The sequence below is a fragment of the Bradyrhizobium sp. genome (assembly GCF_050014615.1).
Lineage (GTDB): Bacteria > Pseudomonadota > Alphaproteobacteria > Rhizobiales > Xanthobacteraceae > Bradyrhizobium.
The window spans coordinates 1-11,762 of sequence record NZ_JBEKCZ010000164.1 but is presented as its reverse complement, the minus strand read 5'-3'; the positions used below and the strand labels follow the sequence as shown (position 1 = coordinate 11,762).

Below are 11,762 nucleotides of genomic sequence, written 5' to 3'. Positions count from 1 at the left end.
ATCAACCATCGCGCGACGTCCCCATCGCCGTCATTCCGGGGCGTGCGCAGCACGAACCCGGAATCTCGAGATTCCGGATCGACGCTTCGCGTCGTCCGGAATGACGGTGGAGAGACGAGGAACTGATCTAAGCGGACAGGCGTCAAAAAGAAGGCCCGCAGATGCGGGCCTTCGAATAAGTGGCCGTCAGTCGATCGCGATCAGGCGGTCTTGCTGTAGACCTTGGACAAATTGTCCTGCGCGGACTTGGCACCGTCGGCGACGAGCTTGCCGAGATATTCGGTGGCCGACTTCGCCCGCGAGACGAACACTTCGCCGCTGGCACGGACCATATCGGACTGGATCTGAACCGCTTCGTTGAGCGACTTGGCGGACGCCAGTTTGTCGATGCCCGCGAAGAAGGTTTCGGTGTCCTGATAGATCGCCTGCTGGATATTCCGGCTGATCTTGGCGGCTTCGCTGACCGAACCGGCAACAGCGGTCTCGATCGCGGCAGTCACCTTCTCGGAGCCGGCGTGAAGGTCGGCGGCGCGCTCCTTGGCGGTGCCGGCGGTCTTCTTGACGAACTCACGGGCAGCCTCGGGAACTTCCATGTTCTGGAGGTTCTTGAGCGCTTCGGTGACGGGTGCGAAAGCTTCCTTGACGGTGTTCAGCACGGAATTGGCTTGGGTCTCGGTGGTCATTGGGTCTCTCCATCCTCAGGTTTTGAGCTATGGGCTCACCCCGTCCGGATTGGCCCGGGGCGAGATGGTTGTGCCATAGTTAATGGTGCGGCGCAACATCAATGTTGCAGTGCGATATCACGAATACGTGATCGGAGTGCGGATTAGGCAATCTGCCCGGTAAACCGCCTCCGACCCGGATCGCGTCCGGGGCAGTTTTCGCGTGAGAGTCTTCAGCGCTGCACGGCCCCCGGCAGGCCATAGGCCTCCATCTGGGCCCGGACCTGCGCCACATTATGCCCGAGCACGACGATATCGTGGTTTTTGCCGGCCTTATCCTTCACATGGTCACGCAGCAGCGCTTCCGCCTTGAATCCCAGGCCTTCGAAAATCGCGATGGCGCCGGTTTGATCGACCGTCATCTGCACGACAAGCTTTTCGAGGCCGGCGCCTAAAGCGAGGGCAAAGATTTCCTGCGTCAACGCGCGCCCGACCCCCTGGCCGCGCACATCCGTCGCAACGACGTTGCGGATTTCGCCGACATGGGGCGACCACGACAGGGGATCGCGCACCAGCGTCCCGCAGCCCACCACCCTGCCCGCCTGCACCGCCAGCAGGCTCATGATCGCGCCGCGCTCGATCTCCTTGATCCAGGCCGCCAGTACCTTCGGCTCGCTGATGTCGCGCGGCAGAAACAGCAAATCGTGGACCGGGAGTTTTCGCGCGAAGTCGAGCACGGCGGCTTCATCGGCCTGCGACATCAACCGGAATTCGATCTCGCCGGCCTCGGTCGTGACGCGGCGCGGATAAATACGGGTCTCAACGCTCATGTCGATCTCTCACCCAGCCATGAATCCAGTTTCGGCCACAGCCGCTTGATGGCATTGGCGCCGGCGACCAGGCTGACATGGCCGCCCTTGAGGATCACTTCCTGCTTGTCGGCCGAGCCGATCTTCTGGATCAGGGGTTTGGCGGCATCATAGGGCACGATGTGGTCGTGCTCGGCGACCGCGTGCAGGATCGGAACCTTGATCGCGGCAATATCCGCCTTGCGGCCGCCGACCGACATCGCGTCATTGTAGAGCTTGTTGTCCCACATCAGGTCCCGGGTGATGGTGCGGAAATATTCGCCGGCCAGCGGCAGCGTATCGGTCGCCCAGCGATCGAACATCCGGTACGACTTGACGTATTCGTCGTTCCAGATGTTCTCCCACAATTGCACCTGGCTCGCGACGCGCGAGGCCGGCCGCAACATCTCGAAGGATGACAGGATCATCTCGGGCGGCACGTTGCCGACGCTGTCGATCAGGCGATCGACGTCGAAATAGCGCCGGTCGGCGAAATTCTGGAACAGCTTCATCTCGCGAAAATCGACCGGCGTGGTGAAGCAAATCAGGTTCTTCATCGGCCCGTCAGGGAAGATCGAGCCGTAGAGCAGCGACAGCACGCCGCCGAAGCAATAGCCGATCACGGTGACATCGGTCTCGCCGGAATCGCGCTGCACCTGGCGGACGCAATCCGGGATGAAGTCGAGGACGTAATCCTCCATCCGCAACGATTTCTCTTCCGGCTTCGGCGCGGTCCAGTCCAGCATGTAGACGTCGTAGCCGCGCTTCAAGAGAAACTCGATAAAACTCTGGCCGGGCACCAGGTCGAGGATATAGCCGCGGTTGGTGGTCGCCATCACGATCAGGATCGGCACCCGGTAAATTTCGTCCACGACCGGCCGGTAGTGATACAGGTTCATCGTGCCGCGCACATGCAGGATGTCCTTCGGCGTCGCGCCGAGCGACGGACCCGACGATGACAGATATTCGACGCCCTTGATGCTGCGCTGGATCGCACGCTGCACTTCGGACTGAATACGCTCCGGTATGGATGTCAGATCGAGGCCCGCGGCGGCGTTCATTTTTAATCCCCGGCGGCCTGTGGCGGACGTCTGGTGCGCGGCGGTTTTGGCGCGCCCGCGGTGCCACCCTGCGGCGCAGCGGGATCGTTGTGCACCTGATGCAGCAGCGCCTTGATCTCGTTCAACTGCCCTTCGATCGACTGCAGCCGTTCGGCCACATTGACCATCTGGGCGCGGCTCGGCAGGTTCATGCTGACGAGGTATTTTTCCATGAGGTCGCCGAGCTGCTTCTGCGCACCCGCCGTGGCCCCGCCGACCTGATTGACGACCTTGCTGAATTGCGGCGACGCCATCGCCTGATTGGCGAAGGCGTTGAAACCCTTCTCCATCTCGCCGATCATGGTCTGCCACAGCACGACCGGATCGTTGCTCTTGTCGGCCATCGGCGTCTCCCCGGATTGACGGCGATTACGTCGCCTGTTTTCAATCATTCCATACCGTTGCGCCGGGCCGGTCAACCCGGCGTGCCGATTTCCAGGCCAGGAGAGAGCCTTCTGGAGCCTTCTGCAGCGCGACAAACCGTGTCATAGAGTCGTCGTAACAATACCATTCGGAAGGGAACGCCAGGGTGAACCCGTCAGCCCATCAGCCACCGCAAATGGCCCGTGCCAATGGCATCGAGCTCTGTTACGAGATTTTTGGCGACGCCGGCGCGGAGCCGTTGCTGCTGATCATGGGCCTGGGCGCCCAGATGATCCATTGGGACGATGATTTCTGCCGGCAGCTTGCGGCGCGCGGCTTTCGCGTCATCCGCTTCGACAATCGCGACATCGGCAAGTCCAGCAGGCTCTCCGGCGGCAAGCGCCTGACCGCGATCGAGCTGCTCAAGATGCGGTTCCTGAAGATTCCGGTCGCGGCGCCCTACAAGCTGCATGACATGGCGCTGGATGTCATCGGCCTGATGGATACGCTGGGCATCCCCTCGGCGCATATGGTGGGCGCGTCGATGGGCGGCATGATCGCCCAGGAGCTGGCGATCTCGTTTCCGCAGCGGGTGCGCTCGCTGACCTCGATCATGTCGACCACCGGCAACCCAAAAGTGCCGCCACCGACCCGCGAGGCCACCGCCGTGCTGATGGCGCCACCGCCGGCCACCAAGGAAGAGTATTTCGTTCGTTTCGCGCAGACCTGGAAAGTGCTGCGCGTCGGCAGTTTTCCGGAAGACGAGGCGCTCGATCGTTCACGCGCCGAACGCAGCTATGAGCGCGGACTTAATCCCGCCGGCGTCGGACGGCAGCTTCGCGCCATCCTCGCCTCAGGCAGCCGCAAGGAGCGGCTGGCGTCGGTCAAGACCCCGACGCTGGTCATCCACGGCACCGTCGACCCTCTGGTCCGCCCGGAAGGCGGCAAGGACACCGCGGCCTCGGTCCCCGGCGCGAAACTCCTAATGATCGAAGGCATGGGCCACGCCTTGCCGATCCCGATGTGGCCGCAGATCATCGACGCCATCGACAAGCACGCCCATGCCGCGTCGGCCAAGAAAATGCACTAAAAGAAAATGCACTGATGACGATATATTCATCTCGTCGTCCCGGCGAACGCCGGGACCCATAACCACTGATGTCCGTGGTTAAAGGGATTTGTCCAACAGAGTCGTTACATCGATAGGCCGCGGCGTATGGGTCCCGGCGTACGCCGGGACGACACGTTGATAGACGGCGTCAGCTCCCCGCCCAGACGTCGAGCACGTAATGGTTCCTGGCGCCGAGATCGTCGATCCAGCGCTGCCCCGCGGCCGCATCCGCGCCGGCGCGTTCGCGATAGATCGCCACCAATGCTGCCTTGACGTCCGGCTCCATTTTTCCGCCGTCGCCGCAGACATAGATGATCGCGCCCTGTTCGATCAAATTCCAGACGCGCTCCCGCTGTGCCGCGATCAGATTCTGCACATAGGTCTTCGGCGCCTGCGTGCGCGAGAAGGCGGTATGCAGTTCGGTGATGCCGTCGGCGGCGAAGGCCTTCAGCTCGTCCGCGTAGAGATAATCCTGCTCGGGATGACGGCAGCCGAAAAACAGCATCGCCGGGCCGAGTTTCGCGCCCTGGACCTTGCGCGCGGCGCGCTCCTGCAGGAAGCCGCGGAACGGCGCCAGGCCGGTCCCGGGACCGACCATGATGATCGGCACGGAGACGTCGTCGGGCAGCCGAAACCCGGCCTTGGTTTCGCGCACCGTGGCGTGGATCGTCTCGCCGGCGTGACGGCCGGCGAGGTAGTTCGAACAGATGCCCTTGTAGACGCCGCGTCCGGAACCCGCAGGACCCTGGACCACCGCGACGGTGACGCTGCAGCGCGCGGGATCGGCTGACGGCGACGACGAGATCGAGTAATAGCGCGGCGCCAGCAGCGACAGCATTTCCAGATAGGCGTGGAACGGCAATTCGCAGGCCGGATGCTCCTCGAGGAGGTCGAACACCGATTTGCGCTTGGCCAGAATGTCCGAGCGATAGCGATCGGTGGCGGCGGCATCGTCGCCGATATAGGCCAGCAGTTTGGGCTTGGTCACCGGGCAGCGGGTATTTTCCGACATGATCTGAATCTGCTTGCGGGTCGCGACCTGCTGCAGTTCGACAAACTCGCTCAGCAGCCGCCCGACCGAAACACTGTCACCGACCGGCAATTGCGCGCGGCGGCCTTCGGCGACCTGCAACCGGATCTGGTCGGAGGGGACAAATCCGAAACGGCGCGCGACGCAATCCACCAATGCCGGATCGTTGCGCGGCACCACGCTGAGATGATCGCCGACGCGGTAGGTGATGCCGGGCGGCAGTTGCACCTCGATATGCCGGGTCGAACGATCCGAGGCATTGGCGCCTGACTTGTTTTGCAGTTCGCTGTTGACCAGCAGCTTCATCGGCGCGACGCCGCCAAGCGCAACGATCGCATTGACCGCGGAAGGCGCCACCGGCTCGATCCGGTAGAGCGGCTCGTCGTCGGCACTGCGGCTGAAATTCGAATCGATGCCGAATTCCTTCGTCGCCACCGGCGCCATTGCTGTGAACCAGCTTTCGAATTGGCCATCGAGATCGCTGCGGGCGTCACCCTCGCCACGGGCGTACACGCTGCGCGCGCCGTGCGCGGCCAGTTGCGAATCTATGACGCGCGGAATCCACTGATAGGTCGCAGCCCAGTCGCTGTTGCCGCAGCCGAACACCGCATAGCGGACCTTGGCGAAGGCATCCTTCGGCAGCTCGCCGCCGAGCCATTTGACGAACTGCGCAGCGTTATCGGGCGGAGCCCCGTTATAAGACGCGCAGAAAATCAACACGCCGCCCTGCTCCGGCAGCTTGCCGACGAAATCATCCAGCGGCGCGAGCCTGGTGGCGAAGCCATTGACTTCGGCCAGATCCGCGACGCGGGTGGCGAGTTCCTCGGCGGTGCCTAGGTTCGATCCATAGAGCACCAGCAGCGGCGTGTTGTGGCCTGGCCGGGTCCGGGCGCGCGGCGCTGGTGCCGCGCTCGACACCGCCGCCGTGGTCGGTCCCGCGTAAGCGCCGCGATCCTTCTCGGTCCGCGGACGTACCTTGATCTTGAATCCATCCGGCTTGATCGTCAGCGTCTCCTTCAGCACCATCTGATAGCGATGGATATCGACCAGCTTGAAACGCTGCAGGATCATGCCGATCGCGAGCGCCGCCTCATGCATAGCGAAACCGCGGCCGATGCAGGCGCGCTGCCCGTTGCCGAACGGCTTCCAGGCATTGACCGGCCGCGCCGCCTCGGCCTCGCGGCTGAAATTTTCCGGATCGAACGCATCGGGATTGGGCCCCCACACGCTGGGATCGCGATGCAGCGCCATCACCAGCACGGTGATGAAGGTGTTTTTCTTCAACTTGTATTTGCCGCCGATGGTCTGATCACTGAGCGGAGAGATGCCATAGGCCGGCGCCGGCGGCCATAGCCGCAGCGCTTCCTTCAGAACCTGCGTGATGTAGGTGAGCTGCGTCACCTGCTGGTAGGTTGGTCTCGCATCGAGATCGGAGCCAAGGACGCGGTCGACCTCCTCATAGGCCTTCCTGAGTACTTCGGGGTGCTTGAGCAGCGCGTAGATCGTGCACGACAACAGCCCGCTGGTGGTTTCATGCCCCGCGATCAGGAAGGTATTGATCTGGTAGCGGATGTTGACGTCATCGAGTTGCTCGCCGGTGGCGCGGTCGACGCCGGTCATCATGGCGCCGAGCATGTCCTTTTTGCCTTCGGCGGCCTCGGCATTCTTGCGGCGCTCGGCGACGATTTCGTCGACCATCTTGTTCATGAACACCACGTCTTGCGCGAGTTCATGCTGGCGTTTCTTCAGCCAGAGGCCCTCCAAGGGAATGCCGCGGGTCATCATGATGGTTTCGAGCGAGCGCACCAGCGATTCCACGAACGGGTGATAATCCCGGCGATAGAATGAATTGAAGCGATAGTCGAAACCGCACAGCCCGATCGTATCCAGCGTCAGCGCGGTCATGTCGTGGACGACGTCGATCTCCTCATCGCCGTTGAGCCGTTCCCACTTCTTCACCAGCTGTTCGGCGATATCGACCATGCTCGGGTGATAGGATTGCATGGCCCGATTGCCGAACGGCTGCATCAGGATGTTGTGTGCCTTGCTCCAGTTCGGCTCCCTGGTATCGGCCGTGAACAATCCGTCGCCTCCGACCGCGCGCACCCGGCGCAGCGAACCGCGCACCGCCTTGTCGAAGCGCTTCTCGTCGCTGAGCTCCTCGACGAGGTCATGACCGGAGACGATGACGATCGGCGCGCCCATCATGTCCAGCCAGAAGATCGGCCCCAGCTCCTTGGTCAGCCGCACCAGATGCTGTACCGGCGCCTTGGCATCCAGCGACAGCATATTGCCGACCACCGGCTTTTTCGGCGGATGGGGGATCGGGCTCAGTTTGTTGGTGGACGCCATCGTGAACTTGTCTCCTGCGACTTTATCAAAGGGGATTCGTCATTCCGGGATGGTCCGAAGGACCGGACCCGGAATCTCGAGATTCCGGGCTCGATGCTTCGCATCGCCCCGGAATGACAGATCGAGTCGCTCCCAATGACGATGAATTAATTCCGTCACCCGAATCGCTTTCGACGCCATTCAATCAGCTTGGCGCTGACCTCGTCCGGCTTTTCCTGTTGCGTCCAGTGGCCGCTGCCGCGAACCAGGTATTTCTCGAGATCAGGAATGATCTTCTCCATGCCGTCGGCCGAGGACGGCGGCAGCACCTGATCGTTTTCGGCCATGATCATCAGCGACGGCACACGCACGGTGTGATCGATCCCGGCCGAGCGCTGCCAGTTGCGCGACATGTTGCGGTACCAGTTGATGCCGCCGGTGAAGCCGGTCCTGGTGAAGGTGTCGACGAACACCTTCTTTTCCTCCGGCGACAGGATCGGCGTGCGCGGATCGTGCCTGGCGTCGTAGCCGGCAATCATCTGCGGAAACGCCAGATTAAGTCGCGGGGAAGCGCCGACGCCGGCAACCACCTGTTCCTCCGGTGCGCTGTCGGGGCGCGGCACCGGCTTGCGCATGAAAGCATCAAAAGTCTGCTCCACGCGGCTGCCGAATATCCGGTCGGGCTCGTGCGCCGGGTCCTGGAACTGCACGATATACATCTGATCGCCGAAGCGCGTGCGCAACAGCTCGATCGGATCCGCCCATGCACGGTTGGTGTGCGGCGTATTGACTCCGACAACGCCGGCGACGCGATCGATGTGCCGCAGCGGCATTTGCCAGACGATAAAGCCGCCCCAGTCGTGACCGACGAAGATGGCCTTGTCGATCCCGAGATGATCGAGCAAGCCGATGAGATCGCCGGTCAGGTGCTCGATGTCATAGGATTCGACGGGCTCGGGCCGGTCGGTGGCGCCGTAGCCGCGCTGATCCGGCGCAATCACCCTGATGCCGGCTGCCGCCAGCGCCTTGATCTGGTGGCGCCATGAAAACGCGATCTCCGGCCAGCCGTGGCAGAGAATGACCGGCGGCGTGTCGGTGGTCGGGCCGGCTTCGTAGTAGCCCATGCGAATGCCGTTGGTGGGGGCGAACTGCAGTGGCGGCATTTCAATCATTGTCACGGCCTCACTTGGTCTAGCGCGCGCTCTAGCTTGCCGCGCTCTTGAGATCGGCCGGCGGGGCGAAGGCGGCTTCAAGAGCGGCGAATTCTCCCGGCAGCATGTCGCAGAGCACCTGGACGTGCGGAATGATGTTGGCGCCGGCGATGAAGCCGAAATCCAGTTGATCGCGGTAGCTTTGCACGGTGATGTTCAGCGCCAGCCCATGGGTCGCGATCGACACCGGGAAGATGTGCAGCAGCTCGGCGCCCGCGGCATACAGCGTCTGGCGCGGCCCGGGCACGTTGGACACCGTGATATTCGCCGCCGGCGGCAGCACATCCGACAGGCTGGAGCGGCTGTACAGCAGCGCCAGAATCTGGACCAGAATCGGCGCGCCCAGCATCGAGATGTTGGACATCTGCGGCATCAAGGCCCGCAGCGGATGCGACATCTCCTTGGACTTGGTGGATTGCGCGATGATCGCCTCGAGCCGCGCCTTGGGGTCTTCGATGTTGGACGCGATCGAGCAGATCATGCCGAACACCTGGTTGTTGGAATCGGTATTGCCCTCCTCCCGCAACGAGATCGGCACCGCGGCGGTCATCGATTTGGCCGGCAGCGCGCCCTTTTCCAGCAAATAGCGCCTCACCACGCCGGAGGAGATCGCCAGCACCACGTCGTTGAGCTTGCCGCCGGCCTGCTTGGCCAGCGCCTTGGCCCGGCTCAGCGGGATCGATACGCCGGCAAAGCTGCGCTCCGATGAAATCGATTTGTTGAGGATCGTCGAGGGCGACACCATGCTGGCGATGCTGTCGCGCGATTTCGGATCGGAAATCTTTCCAATCACATCGGAGACGCTTTTGAGCATGGTCGGAACGCTGCCGACGAACTTGACCGCGGATTCGATCTGGAACATCGCGTTGTCGAACAGGATCGATCCGAGATCGCTCTTGCCGGTGCGCGGCAGATCGATGCCCTTGGCGGCCGCGGAGGCATCGAAAGGCTGACGCCAGAGCTGCTGATAGGAATCGATGAAATTGGCGGCGATGTCGCGCGGCTCCTGTTCGACTTTCGCTGATACCGTCGGTATCTCGATTTGTCTTGGAACCGGCGTGACGTCGTAGATCATGTTGGTGAGGGCGGCGCCGGCACCGCCGTCGATGCAGGCGTGGTGCATCTTGGAATAAAGCCCGATCTCGTTGTCCTTCATGCCCTCGAAGACATAGAATTCCCACAACGGACGCGCGCGGTTGAGCAGCTTGGCATGCATCCAGCCGACGATGCGCTCCAGCGTCGCGCGATCGTGAGGCGCCGGAAGGCTGCCGCGGAAGATATGTCGGTCGATGTCGAACTGGTCGTCCTCGACCCAGGACGGATGATCGATGTCGAGCGGCGCCTTTTCCAGCCGTGCTTTAAGGATCGGCGCGATATGCAGCCGCGAGGCGATCATCGCCTTGAACTCCTCGAAGAAATTGCCCTTGTAGTCGTCGGGCAGACGGAAGATCGCCATGCTCCCGACATGCATCGGCATTTCCGGCGTTTCCAGATACAGAAACGACGCATCCATCGAGGACAGCTTCCTGGCGTCACTCATGTGTTCCTCCCTCGCAGTGTCACGCGGCGCCTTGCTGGCGCTTCTGGCGTTCAGACGGCCCCTATCCGGGAACGTCGGTCAGGATTGTGCCTGTTCCGGAGGCGCATATGCAATGGCAAACGGCCCCGATCGATCAAATTGACTGAATTGGCCCTCGGCTTGCGCCAGACGGTCGGCGACCGCCCACAAGGCGGCCGCGTTCACGCCGAGGCCGGTATGGCTGGCGAGGTACACCTCGATATTCTCGGCGGTATCGGAGGGACGCTGGAGGCAGGTTCGCCAGTTCACGATGCCGTCGCTGCGTGAATAGATCGACGTCGCCGGAACCGGCAGATCGCCGGCGATAGCCTTTCGAAGTTCGGAATCATCCGCGACCGCTTCACCGGACAGCGCCTCGTAAAGCCGGGTGACGTTGGTTGCTCTCACATCGTTGGCGAACGGACTGCCCAGCGTCACCACGCACCGCACCTGTTCCGGCGCCTGCAGCGCCAGATCGCGCGCAAAGATGCCGCCCAGACTCCATCCGACGACACTGACCTTGCGGCCGGTACTGGCATGAATCTCGGCGAGCCGGTCGCGCAGCGCGGCCCGCATCCGCGCAACGCCCCCGACATTGCGGCCCATCTTCCAGGCATAGGCGTCGTAGCCGAGTTCCCTGAGATATCTGCGCATCGGCGCCATCGACAGGTCACTGGCGAGGAAACCCGGCAATGTCAGCACCGGATGACCGTCGCCCTTGCGCGCGCGCATCAGAAGCGGCGACAGCAGCAGGCTGGTGTTGAACTCGAATATCCCTCGCATCTCGGCCAGCAGCAGGCCGAGACCGGGCGGACGCAGCCGGCCCGGTGCGGGCGATTCGCCGCGGTCATCCGGCGGCATTATTTCTTATCGGCGGCGCGCGAGCCGCCGAGGCCCGCCATGGTTACGAACATGTCCGAAAATCGCTCGGCGATCTTCGGATCGAAGGTCAACCAGCTCTGCATCAGCGCTTCCGGGGAAACCTTCTGGATATTGGCCATCATCTGGGTCTGGAGTTTTTCCATCACCGCCGTCTGCATCGGCTGCACATCCGGAAGTCCGAAAAACTGCCGGGCTTCCAGCGGCGTGCAATCTATCTCAACGTTTACCTTCATGTGTACTCCCGATTGCATCTAGACAACTTGCAGCAGTATCGCCGCGACAGGCCACAGGACGCAAGTCGCCTAAAGGATGGGAGCTCTTTATGGTCAACCAAAACGCGCTGCAGCATAGGGCGTGGGATCGGCAAAAGGCGTCTCGCCGGTCATCATTTCCGCCAGCAAGCGGCCGGTCGCGGGACCCAGCGTCAGCCCGTGATGCTGGTGTCCGAAATCGAACCACAGCCCGGGATGGCGTGGCGCCTGCCCGATCACCGGCACCATATCGGGCAAACACGGCCGCGCCCCCATCCAGGGTTTTGCATCGACCGGCTCGCCCAGCGGAAACAGAGCGTGCGCCCGCGGCAGCGCCTGCTTGATCTGGATCGGCGTCGCCGGCGCGTCACGACGGGCAAATTCGACGCCGGTGGTGAGACGAATGCCCCGGTTC

General features: G+C 62.7%; 11 protein-coding genes. 1 reads left to right on the top strand and 10 read right to left on the bottom strand.

What is annotated here, in order from left to right:
* Positions 1-200 precede the first annotated feature (200 nt).
* The 4 genes from ABR948_RS22475 to ABR948_RS22460 all read right to left on the bottom strand — a co-directional run bounded on the left by ABR948_RS22475 (position 201) and on the right by ABR948_RS22460 (position 2,954).
* Entirely contained in the window at positions 201-683 is a 483-nt protein-coding gene (locus ABR948_RS22475) for a phasin (RefSeq protein ID WP_428122223.1), read from the bottom strand.
* A 212-nt stretch (positions 684-895) separates the two neighbouring features.
* The gene (locus ABR948_RS22470) at positions 896-1,492 is read right to left on the bottom strand and encodes a GNAT family N-acetyltransferase (RefSeq protein WP_428122220.1); all 597 of its coding nucleotides are present in this window, start codon (positions 1,490-1,492) and stop codon (positions 896-898) included.
* Positions 1,489-2,571 carry an alpha/beta fold hydrolase gene (locus tag ABR948_RS22465; RefSeq protein WP_428122218.1) on the bottom strand — a complete coding sequence of 361 codons (1,083 nt, stop codon included), beginning with the start codon at positions 2,569-2,571 and terminating at the stop codon, positions 1,489-1,491. The genes ABR948_RS22470 and ABR948_RS22465 overlap by 4 nt, the downstream gene beginning before the upstream one ends.
* A 2-nt stretch (positions 2,572-2,573) precedes the next feature.
* A complete protein-coding gene (locus ABR948_RS22460) occupies positions 2,574-2,954 on the bottom strand; it encodes a hypothetical protein (protein WP_428122215.1) in 381 nt (126 codons plus the stop codon).
* 215 nt (positions 2,955-3,169) lie between these two features.
* Here ABR948_RS22460 and ABR948_RS22455 point away from each other — a divergent pair, with 215 nt between their 5' ends.
* Positions 3,170-4,063, top strand: coding sequence for an alpha/beta fold hydrolase (locus ABR948_RS22455; protein WP_428122227.1), 894 nt, complete (start codon positions 3,170-3,172; stop codon positions 4,061-4,063).
* 169 nt (positions 4,064-4,232) lie between these two features.
* Here ABR948_RS22455 and ABR948_RS22450 read toward each other — a convergent pair whose 3' ends face one another.
* The 6 genes from ABR948_RS22450 to ABR948_RS22425 all read right to left on the bottom strand — a co-directional run.
* Entirely contained in the window at positions 4,233-7,466 is a 3,234-nt protein-coding gene (locus tag ABR948_RS22450; protein WP_428122213.1) for a bifunctional cytochrome P450/NADPH--P450 reductase, read from the bottom strand.
* Positions 7,467-7,621: 155 nt separating this feature from the next.
* A complete protein-coding gene (locus ABR948_RS22445) occupies positions 7,622-8,617 on the bottom strand; it encodes an alpha/beta fold hydrolase (protein ID WP_428122225.1) in 996 nt (331 codons plus the stop codon).
* A gap of 31 nt (positions 8,618-8,648) precedes the next feature.
* Entirely contained in the window at positions 8,649-10,196 is a 1,548-nt protein-coding gene (locus tag ABR948_RS22440) for a WS/DGAT/MGAT family O-acyltransferase (protein ID WP_428122210.1), read from the bottom strand.
* Between the two features lie 78 nt (positions 10,197-10,274).
* On the bottom strand, positions 10,275-11,075 hold the full coding sequence (locus ABR948_RS22435; protein ID WP_428122208.1) for an esterase/lipase family protein: 801 nt from the start codon (positions 11,073-11,075) through the stop codon (positions 10,275-10,277).
* Positions 11,075-11,329, bottom strand: coding sequence for a DUF6489 family protein (locus ABR948_RS22430; protein ID WP_428122205.1), 255 nt, complete (start codon positions 11,327-11,329; stop codon positions 11,075-11,077). Before ABR948_RS22430 ends, ABR948_RS22435 begins: the two co-directional genes overlap by 1 nt.
* Before the next feature lie 93 nt (positions 11,330-11,422).
* Positions 11,423-11,762 (bottom strand): NAD(P)/FAD-dependent oxidoreductase (locus ABR948_RS22425; protein ID WP_428122203.1); only part of this gene is annotated, 340 nt, incomplete at its 5' end.